Consider the following 16,873-nt stretch of genomic DNA (forward strand, 5'->3'; position numbering starts at 1 on the left):
ACGCAAAGGCGACCGTGGTCGCCTTCGGCACGTCCGTTTCGCGTCAGCGGCGGCGTTTGAGGGTACGGCTCACATAGTGCAGGCCGCTCTGGTAGTCGCCATTGACCGCCTTGAGGGCCAGCGTCAGGGCCTGGCTTGCCAGGGCGTCGTGCTGCTGGGGCAGGGAGTTGATGCCAAAGGGGAGGAAATCGAGCAGGCGGTCATCCCCGAAGGTAGCCATGGCGAGCTGGCTCATGTCGGCCTCCTGCTCCAGCAGGTAGTCGAGCACCCCCTCCATCAGGATGTAGGAGGTGGTGATCAGCGCCTCGGGCAGTTGGCCGAGCTGCTGATGGAGCGTCTTGATCAGGCGATACCCTTCGGTGCGCGAGAAGTGGGCCCCTTCACACAGGTGGCGGGTCGCACTGTGACTGGCAATCGCCTGTTCGAAGCCCGCTTTTCGCTCCTGGCTGATCGTCAGTTCCGGCAGTGCAGTGATCAAGGCGATATGACCGATGGCCGGGGTGAGCAGGGAGGCGGTGAGGTCCAGGCTCGCCTTCTGGTTTTCACTCGCCACGGTGACGAAGTGCTCGGTGGCCATGGCACGGTCGATGGCGAGGATCTGCACGCCCCGGGACTGCTGCTCTAGGTAGAAGGGATCCGCCGGGGGGAGGCAGCTTGCCACCAGGAGCGCGTCCACATGGCGGCTCACCAGCATCCGGGCCAGCTCCTTTTCGGTGTCCGGATCGTCCTCCGAGCAGACGATGAGCAACTGATATCCCTGGGTGCGGGCCCCTTGCTCCAGGCGCTTGGCGAGCTTGGCGTAACTGGCGTTTTCGAGGTCGGGCAGGATGAAGCCGAGGGTGCGGGTCTGGCCGCCGCGCAGGGAGGCGGCGCGGCTGTCCGGCTGATAGTTGTGGGCATGGACCACGGCCATCACCTTGTCGCGGGTTGCCTGGCTGATGCGGTATTGATCGGCCTTGCCATTGATCACATAGCTGGCGGTGGTGCGAGAGACACCGGCCAGCGCGGCGATTTCATCCAGTTTCATCATGTTGGCTCTGTTTGAGTTGCAAGGCCCGCGCCGGTTCCTGGTTGGGGCGCCGAAAAGTGTGCGCGGGATCATATCATTGAAACGTACTTTCTGCGGGATCTTGAACAATGCGCTGAAACGATTCAGTCTGAGTGTAAGTGAAACGATTCAGCTTGTCAGTAACGGATGATTATCTGCACTTGGAAATGGGTTCCGGCTCACCAAAGCGAGAGATCACCGTCTATTGTCAGCAGGCAAGTTACCCGAAAATCGAGTTGAGTTGCGCCGGTACGCCGCGAGGCGAAGCCGGACCTGATGGAGAATCTCTATGTTGAAGTTGGCGCGACAGCAAATCCTGTTGGGACAATCGGTGACGACCAAGGCGGACGCCATCGCCCTGCTGGCAAGCAAACTGACCGACGCCGGTCTGGTTGAAGCAGGTTACGTGGACGGCATGCTGGCGCGGGAAGCGCAGCACGCCACCTATCTTGGCAGCGGTATCGCCATTCCCCACGGCACCACGGACACCCGTCATCTGGTGAAGAGCACCGGTGTCATGGTGGCCCAGTTCCCCCACGGCATCGAGTGGGACGAGGGGCAGATTGCCTACGTCGCCATCGGCATCGCCGCCAAGTCCGACGAGCACCTGGGGATCTTGCGCCAGCTCACCCACGTGCTGGGTGACGAGCAGGCCGCAGCCCAGCTCAAGGGGGCGACCGACGAAGAGACCATCATCAATATCCTGACTGGCGCGACTGCCGCCAAAGAGGTGCAATACCTGACCCTGGCGGACTTCCCGGCCGACGACCAGGACCAGTTGCTGCTGGGGGCTGCGGCCCGCGCCAAATCCGCAGGCTGGGGAGACGCCGCCATGGTGAGCGCCCTCCTGGCCAGCCAGCCTGTTCACCTGGGGGAGGGCATCTGGCTGGCCCGTGCGCAAGCGGCCCAGACCGGTTGGGTGCTGGCCACCCCGAGCACCCCGCTGAACGTCGGTGAATTGCCGGTCAGCGCCCTGCTACTGCTGTGTGCCGCAGATAGCGGCCATCTGCCGCAACTCGAGAATCTGGCCAAGCTGGCCGCAGCCGGCCAGTTGGCCACCCTTTCTGGCAGCGACGGTCTGGCCATGTTGCAGGCGGGTCCGGCGAGCGGGCTGTCCGAGACCTTCACCATCATCAACCCCCACGGTCTGCATGCCCGTCCGGGCGCCATGCTGGTCAAGGTGGCCAAGGAGTATGAATCCGACATCCGCGTCGCCAACCTCGATGGCAGCGGTGAAGCCGTCTCTGCCAAGAGCCTGATGAAGGTGATCGGGCTTGGGGTCAAGTGCGGTCATCGTCTGGCGTTTCGCGCCGAAGGAGCGGATGCCGAAGCAGCCCTCAAGGGCATTGGCGAAGCCATTGCCGCCGGCTTGGGCGAGGGGGCGCACTGATGGACATCGTCACCATCACCCTTAATCCCGCGCTCGATCTCACCACCCGTCTGGAGGCCATGCACCCTGGCGAGGTCAATCTGGTGAGCGAGGCCAACTTGCGCGCCGCGGGCAAGGGGATCAACGTCGCCATGGTCTTGAAAGATCTCGGCCGTGACGTAGGCCTGACCGGCTGGCTCGGCGAGGGTAACCAGCAGAGCTTCGTCTCCCTGTTCGAGGAGCGTGCCCTTGCCGATCACTTCGTGCGCGTGGCGGGCGACACCCGGATCAACGTCAAGATCTCCGAACAATCCGGCCGGGTGACCGATCTCAATCTGCCGGGACTCGCGGTGCAGGAAGGCGATGTCAGCGCCCTGGAAGCGGCGCTGGAGCGACTGGCACCCCACACTGACTGGTTCGTGCTGGCGGGCAGCCTGCCCAAAGGGGTGGCCCCCGATTACTGCGGCCATCTGATCCGTCTGCTCAAGGCCAAGGGCAAGCAGGTGATCTTCGATTGCAGCGGCGCGGCGTTGAGCGAAGGGATCAAGGCGGCGCCGACCCTGGTCAAACCCAACCTGGAAGAGCTGAGCCAGTGGGCGGGTCGCCCCGTGAAGACCCTGAGCGAGCAGGCCGAGTGCGCCCGCGCGCTGCAGGCCAGCGGGATCCCCAACGTGGTGATCTCCAATGGTGCCGACGGCCTCATCTGGTTTGCACCGGATGCCACCTGGCAGGCGATTCCGCCGCGCATGGAGGTGGTCAGCACCGTGGGTGCCGGCGACTCCCTGGTGGCGGGCCTGGTCCATGGCATGAGCCTGGACTGGACGCCGGAGCAGACCCTGCGGCTGGCCACCGCCGTCTCGGCACTGGCGGTGAGCCAGGTCGCGGTCGGCTTCAACGATATCAATGTGCTCAAACCGTTACTCGAGCAGGTGCGCGTACAGCGTCTGGATGATCTGGCACCGACTCAACCCCAACCCCATTTGATGGCTAACTCAGGAGATGCCCAATGAAAGCAATTCTGGTTACGGCTTGCCCGGCGGGCATTGCCACCAGCTTTCTCGCTGCAAAACGGATAGAACAGCAGGCCAAACTGGCTGGCTGGGAGCTCACCCTCGACGTCGACTCCAGCGTGCAGCCCCGTCAGGTTCCCTCGAAAGAGCTGATTGCCGCCGCCGACCTGGTGCTGGTCGTTGCCAGCGCACCGGTGGATCTGGCCGCCTATGATGGCAAGTCGCTCTATCGGGGCGACATGGATCTGGCGCTCCAGGATCCCGCTGCCCTGCTGGACGCCGCGCGAAGCGGTGCCAGCGTCTATCGCCATGAGGCGACGCCTGTGGTTGCCAAACCGGCCAGCGGTGCCAAGCGCATCGTGGCGGTGACGGCCTGCCCGACCGGGGTGGCCCACACCTTCATGTCGGCCGAGGCCCTGGAGACCATGGCCAAGCAGCTGGGTCACCAGATCCGCGTCGAGACCCAGGGATCGGTCGGTGCCCAGAATGCCTTGACGGCGGACGAGATTGCCGCCGCCGATCTGGTGTTCCTCGCCACTGACATCGAGGTGGACATGGCGCGCTTTGACGGCAAGCCGGTCTATCGCACCAGCACGGGGGCTGCCCTGAAGAAAACCCGGGCCGAGCTCGACAAGGCCTGGACCGAGGCGAAGGTCTATCGCCACAGCGGCGCGGCTGCGGTCAAGAAAGAGGAAAAGGCGGGCCCCTACAAGCACCTGCTGACCGGTGTCTCCTTCATGCTGCCCATGGTGGTAGCGGGGGGCCTTATCATCGCGCTCTCCTTCATCTTCGGCATTGAAGCGTTCAAGGAAGAGGGGACGCTGGCCGCGGCCCTGATGAAGATCGGTGGCGGCTCCGCCTTCGCCCTGATGATCCCGGTGCTGGCAGGCTACATCGCCTACTCCATCGCCGACCGTCCGGGTCTGGCGCCCGGCATGATCGCCGGTATGCTGGCAAGCTCGCTCGGCGCCGGTTTCCTTGGCGGCATCGTCGGCGGCTTCCTCGCCGGTTACAGCGCCAAGTTCCTGAGCGACAAGGTGCGCCTGCCGGTCACCCTGGAAGCCCTCAAGCCCATCCTCATCATTCCGCTCTTTGCCAGCCTGTTCACCGGTCTGGTGATGATCTACGTGGTGGGTGGCCCGGTGGCGGGCATCATGAATGCCATGACCGAGTTCCTCAACAACATGGGCTCTGCCAACGCCGTGCTGCTGGGTGTCATCATCGGCGCCATGATGTGCTTCGACATGGGTGGCCCGGTCAACAAGGCGGCTTATGCCTTCGGTGTCGGCCTGCTCGCCTCCAAGACCTATGCCCCCATGGCAGCGGTCATGGCCGCCGGCATGGTGCCTGCACTGGGGATGGGGATCGCGACCTTCCTGGCCAGCAGAAAGTTCATCAAGGCGGAGCAGGAGGCGGGCAAGGCCTCCTTCGTGCTGGGTCTGTGCTTCATCTCCGAGGGGGCCATCCCGTTTGCCGCCAAGGACCCCATGCGCGTCATCCCGGCCTGCATGGCGGGCGGTGCCCTGACCGGTGCGCTCTCCATGCTGTTCGGCTGCGAGCTGGTGGCACCCCACGGTGGTCTGTTCGTGCTCTTCATCCCGAACGCCATCAGCCATGTGATGATGTACATCCTGGCGATCGCGGCCGGTTCTCTGGTGACCGGGGTGGCTTACGCCATGCTCAAGTGTGGCGAGGAGCAGGCCAAGCTGGCGACCGCCTGAGGGCGTCACGGCGTGACACACTCTTCATGACAAGGCGGCCCTGGGGCCGCCTTTCTTGTTGGGGGGAGGGGCAACGTGGGATTTAAAAATCCCAGCCTGGCGGGGGCGGCGGATCGGCCGCCTCTTCGGCCTGCGCCTTGCGGCGAGCGGCCTCGACCCTGGCCTTGCGGTTGCGGCACAGGCGCATCACCTCCTGCTGCTGGGCAGGGGTCATGGCAAGCCAGTTGAAACGCTCCTCGCGGCTTCGCAGGCATCCCTTGCAATACCCCTTGTTGTTCAGTTCGCAGACCCCGACACAGGGGCTCTGGAGCGGGAAGATTTCGAGCTGTTCCATCCATGACCTCTCACACCTTGTCACCTTGTTATAACCCAGAAGATCACGGCAGGAGAAATCCGTCGTCAGGGGCGTGAAGGCGTTTGCTTTCCCCGGGCAATTTTGGCATCTTCCCCGCCGTGCAAGACACTCGGTGTTATATGAGGACATATGAATAGACATGCGTACTGGTTGGCCGCCGCCGTGGTGGGGCTGGCCGGTTGTGCGGGCAACCCTGAACCGGTCAAGGTGCCCCAGAAGAAGGCGGAATCCGGATGTTTTCTGAACTGCGAGATCCCTGTGAATCTGGGCAAGCAGTATCTGGATGGTGCCCTGCCGGGGGATCTGGTGCGGGTAGAGCGGGTCAACAGCCGCGCCCGCGCCGATTACAGCAAGTTCGGTCCCCAGAGCCGGATGGTGATGGAACGCTCCGGCCGCATGGCGAGCCGCTATGGGGAGCTCTACCGTCAGCTCTCACGCTGGGTCGCCAATGGGGGCAATCCCGCCCATATCACCCAGTACGGCATCAGCCTGGCGCAGCTTGGCGGTGCCGACCGCATGGGCAACGTGCTCTTCACCGGCTACTACTCGCCGGTGCTGGAGGTGCGCCATCGCCCGGACGCCCAGTACAAGTATCCCATCTATGCCATGCCCAACTGCGGCGGTCGCTGCCCGAGCCGGGCCGAGATCCACCGGGGGGCGTTGGCCAACCGGGGGTTGGAGCTGGGCTACAGCAAGTCCCTCATCGACAACTTCCTGATGGACGTGCAGGGTTCCGGCTTCGTTCACTACGGCGATGACGACCGGCTGCAGTACCTCGGCTACAGCGGCAAGAACGGCCACGGCTATGTCAGCATTGGCCGGGTGCTCATCGACCGTGGCGAAGTGCCCAAGGAGCAGATGTCCATGAAGGCCATCAAGGAGTGGGCCAACCGTCAGCCGGAAGAGAGCGTGAAGGAGCTGGTGGAGCAGAACCCCTCCTATGTCTTCTTCGAGCGCCGTCCCACCAATGACGTGGTGGGGGCTGCCGGCATTCCGCTCTTGCCCATGGCGGCGGTGGCTGCCGACAAGACTCTGCTGCCCATGGGCACCCCCATCCTCGCGGAAGTGCCGCTGCTGGACAAAGAGGGCAACTGGACCGGCAAGCACCAGCTGCGCCTGCTGATTGCGCTGGATGTGGGGGGCGCGGTGAAGAAGGGGCACCTCGATCTCTACCACGGTATGGGGGAGAAAGCCGGTGTCGCGGCCGGTCACTACAAGCATTTTGGCCGGGTCTGGAAGCTGGGTCTGCACCACGGGCCGACTGCCGCCCCCTGGTTGTAACCCCCCCGGGTTGTAATGTAAGAGGGGCCATGGCCCCTCATTTCCCTCAAGAGACGGGACATTCCCATGAAAAAAGCCGCCGGAGCAATCCGGCGGCTTTTTGTTTGCGGGGCAGATCTGGCGATAAGGGCCGTCAGCCCTTTCGGATATCGAGCTTGATGGCGCCCACCGGCTGACAGCAGCAGGGGAGGCACTCCCCCTGGGAGACAAAGGCGAGCGGGACGGCGGCGTAGTGCACCTTGCCCGCCAGCAGCGGGGTGCGGCAGGCGCCGCAATAGCCGCTGCGGCACTGGAACTCCACGTGATGGCCGTGGCGCTCCAGGGTCTCCAGCACGCTTTCGCCGGGATGGGGGTGCAGTACACCGTCCAGGGTCTGTACCTGGGGGGCTTGCCCTTCCGGCGCCGTGGTGGCGGTATGCTGGGGCGCGTTCAGGGTGGCGGTGGCGTCACTCACGGACGTCGCTCTCCCGCATCATGGGCTGCCAGCAGAGGTCGCCTTGCATCACAGCTCGAAGTCACCGAGATCGTCGGCGTGCACTTCACTGTCGATCTGACCCACCAGATAGGAGCTTACTTCCACTTCCTGGGGCGCCACCTGCACGTTGTCGGAGGAGAGCCAGGTGTTGATCCAGGGGATGGGGTTCTGCTTGGTGCCGGCAAAGGCCGGTTGCAGGCCGACGGCCGCCATGCGCAGGTTGGTGATGTATTCCACGTACTGGCAGAGGATGTCCTTGTTCAGGCCGATCATGGAGCCGTCCTGGAACAGGTACTCGGCCCACTCCTTCTCCTGCAGGGCCGCTTCCTTGAACAGCTCGAAGCAGGCCTGCTCGCACTCGACGGCGATCTCCGCCATGTCGGGGTCGTCGTTGCCGCTGCGCATCAGGTTCAGCATGTGCTGGGTGCCGGTCAGGTGCAGCGCTTCGTCACGGGCGATCATCTTGATGATCTTGGCGTTGCCCTCCATCAGCTCGCGCTCGGCGAAGGCAAAGGAGCAGGCGAAGCTCACGTAGAAGCGGATGGCTTCGAGGGCGTTGACGCTCATCAGGCACAGGTAGAGCTTCTTCTTGAGCTCCCGCAGGCTGATGGTGACTTCGCGATCCCCGATCCGGTGAGTCCCCTCACCGTGCAGGTGATAGACGGAGGTGGCCTCGATGAGATCGTCATAGAAGTGGCTGATGGAGCCGGCGCGCTTCAAGATCTGCTCGTTGGTCACGATGTCGTCGAACACCTGGCCCGGGTTGTTGACGATGTTGCGGATGATGTGGGTGTAGGAGCGAGAGTGGATGGTCTCGGAGAAGGCCCAGGTCTCGATCCAGGTCTCCAGCTCCGGGATGGAGACCAGGGGCAGCAGGGCAACGTTGGGGCTGCGGCCCTGAATGGAATCCAGCAGGGTCTGGTACTTCAGGTTGGAGATGAAGATGTGCTGCTCGTGGGGCGGCAGAGCCTGGAAGTCGATGCGGTCGTGGGAGACATCCACCTCTTCCGGGCGCCAGAAGAAGGAGAGCTGCTTCTCGATCAGCCGCTCGAAGATGTCGTGCTTTTGCTGATCATAACGGGCCACGTTGACCGACTGGCCGAAGAACATCGGCTCCTTGAGCTGATCGTTTTGGGTCTGGCAAAAAGTAGAGTAAGCCATGGTTCGAATGCCGTGAAATAGGGAAAACAGGAGGGCGGGAGCTTGATGCTCCCGCCCGGTTTATCAGTGCGTTTCGCGGTTAGATCTTGCAAGCCCCGCCAGCGCAGCCGTCATCTTGCAGATCGGTCTGGGTGTCGTCGGCACCATCACGGGTGTTGTGATAGTAGAGGGTCTTGAGACCGTATTTGTAGGCGGTCAGCAAGTCTTTGAGCAACTGCTTCATCGGCACCTTGTTGCCTTCGAAGCGGGCCGGGTCGTAGTTGGTGTTGGCGGAGATCGCCTGATCCACGAACTTCTGCATGATGCCGACCAGCTGCAGGTAACCGTCGACGCTCGGCTGTTTCCACAGCAGTTCGTACTGATCCTTCAGGCGGTGGTACTCCGGCACCACCTGCTTGAGGATGCCGTCCTTGGAGGCTTTCACCGACACCAGGCCGCGGGGCGGCTCGATGCCGTTGGTGGCGTTGGAGATCTGGCTGGAGGTCTCGCTCGGCATCAGGGCGGTCAGGGTGGAGTTGCGCAGACCCACGGTCTTGATCTCTTCGCGCAAGGTTTCCCAGTCCAGGTGCAGGGGTTCATTGCACAGGGTGTCCAGATCCTTTTTATAGGTATCGATGGGCAGGATACCCTGGGCATAGGTGGTCTCGTTGAAGGCCGGGCAGGGGCCGAACTCGCGGGCCAGTTGCACGGAGGCCTTCAGCAGGTAGTACTGGATCGCCTCGAAGGTGCGGTGGGTCAGGGCCAGACCGGAACCGTCGGAGTAGCGGGCACCGTTTTTCGCCAGATAGTAGGCGTAGTTGATGACGCCGATCCCCAGGGTGCGGCGGTTCATGCTGCCCTTCTTGGCGGCCTTGAGCGGGTAGTCCTGATAGTCGAGGAGGGCGTCCAGAGCGCGCACGGCCAGCTCGGCCATCTCTTCCAGATCTTCCAGCTTCTCGATGGCGCCCAGGTTGAAGGCGGAGAGGGTGCACAGGGCAATCTCGCCGTCCTCGTCATCCACGTTGTTGAGCGGCTTGGTGGGCAGCGCAATCTCGAGGCAGAGGTTGGACTGGCGCACCGGCGCCACGCTCGGATCGAACGGGCTGTGGGTGTTGCAGTGATCCACGTTCTGGATGTAGATGCGGCCGGTACCTGCACGCTCCTGCATCATCAGGGAGAAGAGATCCACTGCCTTCAGGGTCTTCTTGCGAATGGCCGGATCCTGCTCGTACTTGACGTAGAGCGCTTCGAACTTGTCTTGATCCGCGAAGAAGGCATCGTACAGGCCCGGTGCATCGGACGGGGAGAACAGGGTGATGTCGCCGCCCTTGATGAGGCGCTGGTACATCAGCTTGTTGATCTGCACGCCGTAGTCCATGTGACGGACCCGGTTCTCTTCCACGCCGCGGTTGTTCTTCAGTACCAGCAGGCTCTCCACCTCGGTGTGCCACAGCGGGTAGAACAGGGTGGCCGCACCGCCGCGCACGCCGCCCTGGGAGCAGCACTTCACCGCAGTCTGGAAGTATTTGTAGAAGGGGATGCAGCCGGTGTGGAAGGCTTCGCCGCCACGGATGGGGCTGCCCAGACCACGGATGCGGCCGGCGTTGATGCCGATGCCGGCGCGCTGGGACACGTAGCGCACGATGGCGCTGGCGGTGGCATTGATGGAATCCAGGCTGTCGTCGCACTCGATCAGCACGCAGGAGCTGAACTGGCGGGTCGGGGTGCGCACGCCGCTCATGATCGGGGTCGGCAGCGAGATCTTGAAGGTCGAGACCGCATCATAGAAGCGCTTGATGTAGTCCAGACGGGTATCTTTCGGATACTTGGAGAAGAGGCAGGCCGCTACCAGGATGTAGAGGAACTGCGGGCTCTCGTAGATCTCGCCGGTGACGCGGTTCTGTACCAGGTACTTGCCTTCGAGCTGCTTGACCGCCGCGTAGGAGAAGTCCATGTCGCGCCAGTGATCGAGGTAGCCGTTCAGCTCCTCAAATTCCGCCTGGGTGTAGTCTTCCAGCAGGTGCTTGTCGTACTTGCCCATGTCCACCAGTCTGGCGACGTGCTGATACAGGTGGGGCGGCTCGAACTGGCCGTAGGCCTTCTTGCGCAGGTGGAAGATGGCCAGACGGGCAGCCATGTACTGGTAGTCCGGGCTTTGCTCGGAGATGAGGTCAGCTGCAGCCTTGATGATGGTCTCGTGGATGTCGGCGGTACGGATACCGTCATAGAACTGGATGTGGGACTTGAGCTCCACCTGGGAGACCGACACGTTGTCGAGCTTCTCGGCAGCCCAGTCGAGCACACGGTGAATTTTATCCAGATCGATGGGTTCTTTGTGTCCGTTACGCTTCGTCACAAACAAGTTCATTGGCTGATGACCCCTTTCATTGATACCTGCCGGTATCGGTTGATTCCCGAAAAGCCATCGCACAATGGCGCAACCCGGCTCCGTCTGTCGAGGGAAACTGGGCAGGCATTGTGCGATGAATCACAAGATGTAGTGTTATTTTTAATGCGAACTACAAGATAGTGAGGTCGATGCGGTAATGCAATCTGTGGATAACGCATTAGCTGTGGATAAATTGTGGGTGTCGGGACGGGAGTTAGTGGACGCTCACAGCGAACGGGTTTTCATCCGTCCGATCCGTCAAATGCAAGTCCGGCGATCGAAGATGGAAAATTAAAATAACTTTTTTTGCTTGCGAAAGCAGGGTGTTTTTACTAGCAAATCCGGTCTGCTCATCCCTTGTGCAGTCAGGGTCAAAAGGTGTCCTGTTACGCCGTTCGGGGGGTTGCCAAGCCTGTAAAAAGAGGGATCGTCCGGGATCCCTCTGGTGTGCTGCGGGGAGAGCTGCGCGCCGGGGCCGATGCCCGCATGGCCATCGGGACATCATCAAAGTTGCCCCGCAGATCCACCTCTATCCGGATGCCTTGTCGGTCATGGGCAATGAACGTGTCAGCTCAGCTCGTAACGCAGCCAGTGGTGCAGGGCCTGCACGGTATCAAAGTGAAGATCGGCGCCCCAGAGGGCGGGATCCTCGTCATCATTGAGATAACCCCAGCCAGCCACCGCGGTACGCATGCCGGCATTGCGGCCAGCCTCGATGTCGCGCACGTGATCCCCTACATAGAGACACTGGCTCGCCGCGATGCCGAGCCGCTCGCAGGCAAAGAACATGGGGGCTGGGTCGGGCTTGCGTACCGGCAGGGTGTCGGCGCTCACCGTCACGCCGCAACTGGCGAGTTCAGGCAGGGCTGCCAGGAGCGGTTCGGTGAGAAAACCCGGCTTGTTGGTGACAATGCCCCAGGGCAGCTTTTTCTCGTCGAGCCACTCGATGAGATCCACCATGCCTTCATAGGGGCGGGTGCCGACGCAGAGGTTGGCGGCGTAGTAGTCGAGCAGGGCGGTGCGAAGGCGGGTGGCCCCCAGCTCCTCGAGCAGCTCGTCACCAAGACCGGCCCTGAGCAGCCCGAGGGCCCCGTGGGAGGTGGTCTGGCGGATGATGTCGTCAGAGAGCGGGGCAAAGCCTTCGCTTATCAGCACGTGGTTGACGGCGGCGCCAAGGTCTGGGGCGGTGTCGAGCAGGGTGCCGTCCAGATCAAACAGCACGCAGCCAAGGGGCATCGGGTGAGGTGTGCTCATCAGCCTTGCTCCGGGCGCTCGAACGCCACCATGTAGTTGACGTCGACATTCTTGCCGAGCTTGAAGCTGTTGGAGAGCGGGGCGTAGTGAACGCCGCTCATGTCCCGCACCAGGAGGCCCGCCGCTTCCCCCATGCGACAGAGTTCGGCGGGGGTGATGAACTTCTTGTGATCGTGAGTGCCCTTGGGGACCATCTTCATCAGGTACTCGGCCCCGAGGATCATCATCAGATAGGCTTTCGGGTTGCGGTTGATGGTGGAGACGAACACCTTGCCCCCCGGCCGTACCAGGGTGGCGATGGCGCGCAGCACCGAGGCCGGGTCCGGCACGTGCTCCAGCATCTCCATGCAGGTGACTACGTCATACTGGCCCGGCACTTCATCGGCGTGGGCTTCGGCGGTGATCTGGCGGTACTCGAGCTCCACACCTTGTTCCAGCGCGTGGAGGCGGGCGACGCCGAGGGGCTCCTTGCCCATATCGATGCCGGTGACCCGGGCCCCCCGGCGGGCCATGCTCTCGGAGAGGATGCCGCCACCGCAGCCGATGTCGAGCACGCGCTTGCCAAACAGGCCGCCGCTCTTGTCGGTGATCCAGTCAAGGCGCACCGGGTTGATTTGATGCAGCGGCTTGAATTCGCCCTCCATGTCCCACCAGCGGGAGGCGATGGCTTCAAATTTGGCGATTTCTGTCAGATCGACATTGGCATCACTATTCATGTTTTGATGATCCTGTGGCAAGGCACGCAGCGGGCTGGGCGCGCGCAATCTATTGTCCTGGCGCGCATTATAACGGACCGACCTCGTCGCACCAGCCCGATGTGCTCATCGGATTTGTGGCTTAATGTATTTGGCTCAGTGTGTTACCATGTCGCGCTGTTTAAGCCAAAGAACAACTAATTAGGGATTAAGGCTTTCTATGAGCGATCTGGCCAGAGAGATCACGCCGGTCAACATCGAAGAAGAGCTCAAGAGTTCCTATCTGGATTACGCCATGAGCGTGATCGTAGGACGAGCTCTGCCGGATGTGCGTGATGGCTTGAAACCGGTTCACCGCCGCGTTCTGTATGCAATGAACGAGCTGGGGAACGACTGGAACAAGCCCTACAAGAAATCGGCCCGTGTGGTCGGTGACGTAATCGGTAAATATCACCCGCATGGCGACATCGCCGTGTATGACACCATCGTCCGGATGGCGCAGGATTTCTCCATGCGCTACATGCTGGTCGACGGTCAGGGCAACTTCGGTTCGGTGGACGGCGACAACGCCGCGGCCATGCGTTACACCGAAGTGCGGATGGCGCGCATCTCCCACGAGCTGCTGGCCGATCTGGACAAAGAGACCGTGGACTGGGTGCCGAACTACGACGGTACCGAGATGATCCCGGCTGTCATGCCCACCAAGGTCCCCACCTTGCTGGTCAACGGCTCCTCCGGTATCGCGGTGGGCATGGCGACCAACATCCCGCCTCACAACCTCACCGAGATTGTCAACGGTTGCCTGGCGCTGATCGAAAACGGCGACCTCACCATTGACGAGCTGATGATCCATGTCACCGGCCCGGATTTCCCCACCGGCGGCATCATCAACGGCCGTTCCGGCATCGTGCAGGCTTACCGTACCGGTCGCGGCTCCGTCTATGTGCGGGCCAAGGCCGAGGTGGAAGTGGACGAGAAGACCAGTCGCGAGACCATCATCGTCCACGAGATCCCCTATCAGGTGAACAAGGCTCGCCTGATCGAGAAGATCGCCGAGCTGGTCAAAGAGAAGAAAATCGAGGGCATCAGCGCCCTGCGCGATGAGTCCGACAAGGACGGCATGCGCATCGTCATCGAGATCAAGCGCGGCGAGTCCGGCGAGATTGTGCTGAACAATCTCTACAAGCACACCCAGATGCAGACCACGTTCGGCATCAACATGGTGGCGCTGGACAACAACCAGCCCAAGGTGATGAACCTCAAAGAGATCCTGGATGCCTTCCTGCTGCACCGCCGTGAAGTGGTGACTCGCCGGACCGTGTTCGAGCTGCGCAAGGCGCGGGATCGGGCGCACATCCTGGAAGGGTTGGCGGTGGCATTGGCCAACATCGACCCCATCATCGAGCTCATTCGCCACAGTGCGACCCCGGCGGATGCGAAAGCCGCCCTGGTAGCCAAGGGCTGGGAGCTCGGCAACGTGGCCGCCATGCTGGAAAAAGCGGGCGACGACGCGGCTCGCCCCGAGTGGCTGGAGCCCGAGTTCGGCATCCGTGAAGGGCAGTACTTCCTGACCGAGATCCAGGCCCAGGCCATCCTTGACCTACGTCTGCACAAGCTGACCGGCCTCGAGCACGAGAAGATCCTGGAAGAGTACCAATCTCTGCTGGATCTCATCGCCGAGCTGCTGCACATCCTGGCAAGCCCGGAACGCCTGATGGAAGTGATCCGTGACGAGCTGCTGGCCGTGCGCGAGCAGTACGGCGACGAGCGTCGCACCGAGATCAGCATGTCCAGTGCCGAGATCAACATCGAAGATCTGATCACCCCGGAAGACGTGGTCGTTACCTTGTCTCACCAGGGCTATGTGAAGTATCAGCCGCTCTCGGACTACGAGGCCCAACGCCGCGGTGGTCGTGGCAAGTCGGCCACCCGGATCAAGGAAGAGGACTTTGTGGAGCGTCTGCTGGTGGCCAACACCCACGACACCATTCTGTGCTTCTCCACCCGTGGCAAGGTCTACTGGCTCAAGGTGTATCAATTGCCGGAGGCGTCCCGTGGCGCCCGCGGTCGTCCGATCATCAACCTGCTACCGCTGGATGAGGGTGAGCGCATCACCGCCATTCTGCCGGTGAAAGAATATGACGCCGACAAGTATGTCTTCTTCGCCACCGCCAACGGCACCGTGAAGAAGACCAGCCTGTCCGACTTCAGCCGTCCGCTCTCCTCCGGTATCCGTGCCATCAACCTCAAAGAGGGTGATGAGCTGATCGGGGTGGACATCACCGATGGCAGCAACGAGATCATGCTCTTCTCCGATGCGGGCAAGGTGGTTCGCTTCGCGGAAGGCAGCGGTCGCGCCGATGCCGATGCCACTGACGAGGTCGACACCGATGACGACGCCGGCAACGACGATGACGGCAGTGACAACGGCGAAGGCACCGAAAGCAAGGGCACCTTCAAGGGCGTACGTCCCATGGGTCGTACCGCTGCTGGCGTGCGCGGCATCAAGCTGGGCGCCGGTGACAAGGTGGTCTCCCTCATCGTGCCCCGTGGTGATGGTGCCATCCTCACCGCTACCGAGAACGGTTACGGCAAGCGCACCGCGCTGGACGAGTACCCGACCAAGAGCCGTGGTACCCAGGGCGTCATCTCCATCAAGGTGGATGAGCGCAACGGCAAGGTAATCGATGCGATCCAGGTCGAAGATACCGACCAGATCATGCTGATCACCAACGGCGGTACCCTGGTTCGTACCCGGGTGTCCGAGGTGAGCGTCATCGGCCGCAACACCGGCGGTGTGCGTCTGATCCGTACCGGTGAAGACGAGACCGTAGTCGGCCTGCAGCGCGTTGCCGAGAGCGACGAAGAGGAAACCGAGGCCCTGGCTGTTGAAGGGGAGGTGTCTGAAGGCACCGACACCGCAGCGGACGCTGGCGCCGTCGATACCGGGGAGGCGGGCGACGAGTAATCGTCCCCCTTTGTCCGGTGCAAAAGAGCGACCTTGATGGTCGCTCTTTTTTTGTCCGCCTCACCGCAGGCTCTCCCCGTCCCTGTGCTTGCCCTGGCGCCCTCTTTTCTGCTGCCAGGCTCTGTCTGCCGTGCATGCAGCCCTGCCTGCCACGGCGTCATCTTCCTGATATGCAGGGTTGGTCCCATCGCATCAACACGATTCCTTCACTCGACTGTCATGGCCCTGTCATGACGGCCAGCCATGCTGCCTGCGTTGAATGAGGCCACCACAGAGGCAGGCATCGCTTGCCAGGAGCACTGTTATGACGAGCTGGGTAATGTGGGAGATCTGGTGGAGCCGGATGTGGGGAGGGCAGGAGAAGGCGCGCCTTAGAGTGGATGAGGAGGAGGTGGCGCACGAGCCATCCCGCCTGCCTGCGGAGCTGATTGCACAGCGCCACCCAGCGGGGAGCTACCCGCCGAGACCACGGGGCTGATGGCGCTCAGAACAGACGCAACTGCTCGCCCGGGCGGATGAAGGCGGCTGTATTGAGTGCAATATGGCGCTTGCCCAGTTGCAGCCGCCTGCTGATCAGGCGAAAGCGCTGGGCGAGCAGGTCGGCAAACTGTCCTTCACCTCGCATGCGGCTGCCAAAGGTGGCGCTGTTGAGTGCGCCACCCCGGCTCGCCCGCAGCTGGTTGAGGATCGCCTCTTTCTGGCCGGGATAATGCGTATCGAGCCAGTCGCAAAAGAGGGTGGTGAGCTCGTGGGGCAATCGCAGCAAGATGTAATCCGCACAGCCCGCCCCGGCGTCGACGGCGGCCTTGATGATCTGTTCCAGTTCAGGCTCGTTGAGCCTGGGGATCATTGGGGCGGCGAGCACGCCGACCGGCACACCGGCCTTGGCCAGTCGTTCGATCACCTTGATCCGCCCAACCCCCGTGCTGGCCCTGGGCTCCAGCTGTCGCCTCAGCGTCTCATTGAGGGTGGTGACCGACACCATCTTAAATGCGAAAGGGGACTCCCTCCGACGTAGGTGGGAGGGGAATTTCGCCGGGGCGTCAGCCCCGCTGGTTTTGAATGTATTGCTTGATCACCTCCAACGGTGCTCCGCCGCAAGAGCCCGCAAAGTAAGAGCGTGACCAGAGTACGGGTTTGCTGTAAGCACCTCTCAAGTCCAGAAATT

At 62.3% G+C, this 16,873-nt stretch carries 14 protein-coding genes and 1 pseudogene; 6 read left to right on the top strand and 9 right to left on the bottom strand.

Going from position 1 to position 16,873, the window contains the following annotated elements:
- Positions 1-43: 43 nt before the first annotated feature.
- Complete coding sequence (gene cra, locus AB5Y70_RS18330) at positions 44-1,030, bottom strand: catabolite repressor/activator (RefSeq protein WP_010674823.1); 987 nt, start codon at positions 1,028-1,030, stop codon at positions 44-46.
- A gap of 307 nt (positions 1,031-1,337) precedes the next feature.
- Here cra and fruB point away from each other — a divergent pair, with 307 nt between their 5' ends.
- Genes fruB through fruA form a run of 3 tightly spaced genes read left to right on the top strand, consistent with a single transcriptional unit; the run spans position 1,338 to position 5,148 of the window.
- The gene (gene fruB / locus AB5Y70_RS18335) at positions 1,338-2,438 is read left to right on the top strand and encodes a fused PTS fructose transporter subunit IIA/HPr protein (protein WP_010674822.1); all 1,101 of its coding nucleotides are present in this window, start codon (positions 1,338-1,340) and stop codon (positions 2,436-2,438) included.
- Positions 2,438-3,427, top strand: coding sequence for a 1-phosphofructokinase (gene pfkB / locus AB5Y70_RS18340; RefSeq protein ID WP_010674821.1), 990 nt, complete (start codon positions 2,438-2,440; stop codon positions 3,425-3,427). Before fruB ends, pfkB begins: the two co-directional genes overlap by 1 nt.
- A complete protein-coding gene (gene fruA / locus AB5Y70_RS18345; RefSeq protein ID WP_368176092.1) occupies positions 3,424-5,148 on the top strand; it encodes a PTS fructose transporter subunit IIBC in 1,725 nt (574 codons plus the stop codon). Before pfkB ends, fruA begins: the two co-directional genes overlap by 4 nt.
- Positions 5,149-5,230: 82 nt before the next feature.
- On the opposite strand, the gene AB5Y70_RS18350 is transcribed toward fruA, so the two are convergent.
- A complete protein-coding gene (locus AB5Y70_RS18350) occupies positions 5,231-5,482 on the bottom strand; it encodes a DUF1289 domain-containing protein (protein WP_010674819.1) in 252 nt (83 codons plus the stop codon).
- 150 nt (positions 5,483-5,632) lie between these two features.
- Between AB5Y70_RS18350 and mltA the strand changes: the two genes are divergently transcribed.
- Entirely contained in the window at positions 5,633-6,784 is a 1,152-nt protein-coding gene (gene mltA, locus AB5Y70_RS18355; protein WP_029314565.1) for a murein transglycosylase A, read from the top strand.
- 133 nt (positions 6,785-6,917) lie between these two features.
- Here mltA and yfaE read toward each other — a convergent pair whose 3' ends face one another.
- From yfaE to ubiG, 5 genes are all read right to left on the bottom strand, one after another.
- Positions 6,918-7,217 (bottom strand): class I ribonucleotide reductase maintenance protein YfaE, encoded by a 300-nt coding sequence (gene yfaE / locus AB5Y70_RS18360; RefSeq protein ID WP_080560507.1) that lies wholly within the window; start codon positions 7,215-7,217, stop codon positions 6,918-6,920.
- A gap of 69 nt (positions 7,218-7,286) precedes the next feature.
- Complete coding sequence (gene nrdB, locus AB5Y70_RS18365) at positions 7,287-8,420, bottom strand: class Ia ribonucleoside-diphosphate reductase subunit beta (RefSeq protein WP_010674816.1); 1,134 nt, start codon at positions 8,418-8,420, stop codon at positions 7,287-7,289.
- A gap of 79 nt (positions 8,421-8,499) precedes the next feature.
- Complete coding sequence (nrdA, locus tag AB5Y70_RS18370; RefSeq protein ID WP_010674815.1) at positions 8,500-10,767, bottom strand: class 1a ribonucleoside-diphosphate reductase subunit alpha; 2,268 nt, start codon at positions 10,765-10,767, stop codon at positions 8,500-8,502.
- A gap of 588 nt (positions 10,768-11,355) precedes the next feature.
- A complete protein-coding gene (locus tag AB5Y70_RS18375) occupies positions 11,356-12,042 on the bottom strand; it encodes an HAD family hydrolase (protein ID WP_029314563.1) in 687 nt (228 codons plus the stop codon).
- Complete coding sequence (ubiG, locus tag AB5Y70_RS18380) at positions 12,042-12,758, bottom strand: bifunctional 2-polyprenyl-6-hydroxyphenol methylase/3-demethylubiquinol 3-O-methyltransferase UbiG (RefSeq protein ID WP_010674813.1); 717 nt, start codon at positions 12,756-12,758, stop codon at positions 12,042-12,044. The genes AB5Y70_RS18375 and ubiG overlap by 1 nt, the downstream gene beginning before the upstream one ends.
- A gap of 199 nt (positions 12,759-12,957) precedes the next feature.
- On the opposite strand from ubiG, the gene gyrA reads away from it, so the two are divergent.
- The gene (gene gyrA, locus AB5Y70_RS18385; RefSeq protein ID WP_102948509.1) at positions 12,958-15,705 is read left to right on the top strand and encodes a DNA topoisomerase (ATP-hydrolyzing) subunit A; all 2,748 of its coding nucleotides are present in this window, start codon (positions 12,958-12,960) and stop codon (positions 15,703-15,705) included.
- Positions 15,706-16,009: 304 nt separating this feature from the next.
- Positions 16,010-16,183: a hypothetical protein gene (locus tag AB5Y70_RS18390; RefSeq protein WP_010674811.1), complete on the top strand. Its 174-nt coding sequence runs from the start codon at positions 16,010-16,012 to the stop codon at positions 16,181-16,183.
- Positions 16,184-16,189: 6 nt separating this feature from the next.
- On the opposite strand, the pseudogene AB5Y70_RS18395 reads toward AB5Y70_RS18390, so the two are convergent.
- Both AB5Y70_RS18395 and AB5Y70_RS18400 read right to left on the bottom strand, forming a co-directional pair.
- Positions 16,190-16,690, bottom strand: a pseudogene (locus tag AB5Y70_RS18395) (radical SAM protein); the annotation flags it as partial.
- A 58-nt stretch (positions 16,691-16,748) separates the two neighbouring features.
- Positions 16,749-16,873, bottom strand: a 125-nt coding sequence (locus AB5Y70_RS18400) for a transposase (RefSeq protein ID WP_368175959.1), incomplete at its 5' end; no start/stop codon positions are given.

It is taken from the genome of Aeromonas sp. s1(2024), from assembly GCF_040908005.1.
GTDB lineage: Bacteria > Pseudomonadota > Gammaproteobacteria > Enterobacterales > Aeromonadaceae > Aeromonas > Aeromonas caviae.

Excerpts from the sequence above, each read along its gene's own strand:
- cra (WP_010674823.1), bottom strand. The coding sequence starts at position 1,030 with ATGATGAAACTGGATGAAATCGCCGCGCTGGCCGGTGTCTCTCGCACC.
- fruB (WP_010674822.1), top strand. The coding sequence starts at position 1,338 with ATGTTGAAGTTGGCGCGACAGCAAATCCTGTTGGGACAATCGGTGACG.
- pfkB (WP_010674821.1), top strand. The coding sequence starts at position 2,438 with ATGGACATCGTCACCATCACCCTTAATCCCGCGCTCGATCTCACCACC.
- fruA (WP_368176092.1), top strand. The coding sequence starts at position 3,424 with ATGAAAGCAATTCTGGTTACGGCTTGCCCGGCGGGCATTGCCACCAGC.
- AB5Y70_RS18350 (WP_010674819.1), bottom strand. The coding sequence starts at position 5,482 with ATGGAACAGCTCGAAATCTTCCCGCTCCAGAGCCCCTGTGTCGGGGTC.
- mltA (WP_029314565.1), top strand. The coding sequence starts at position 5,633 with ATGAATAGACATGCGTACTGGTTGGCCGCCGCCGTGGTGGGGCTGGCC.
- nrdB (WP_010674816.1), bottom strand. The coding sequence starts at position 8,420 with ATGGCTTACTCTACTTTTTGCCAGACCCAAAACGATCAGCTCAAGGAG.
- nrdA (WP_010674815.1), bottom strand. The coding sequence starts at position 10,767 with ATGAACTTGTTTGTGACGAAGCGTAACGGACACAAAGAACCCATCGAT.
- AB5Y70_RS18375 (WP_029314563.1), bottom strand. The coding sequence starts at position 12,042 with ATGAGCACACCTCACCCGATGCCCCTTGGCTGCGTGCTGTTTGATCTG.
- ubiG (WP_010674813.1), bottom strand. The coding sequence starts at position 12,758 with ATGAATAGTGATGCCAATGTCGATCTGACAGAAATCGCCAAATTTGAA.
- gyrA (WP_102948509.1), top strand. The coding sequence starts at position 12,958 with ATGAGCGATCTGGCCAGAGAGATCACGCCGGTCAACATCGAAGAAGAG.
- AB5Y70_RS18390 (WP_010674811.1), top strand. The coding sequence starts at position 16,010 with ATGACGAGCTGGGTAATGTGGGAGATCTGGTGGAGCCGGATGTGGGGA.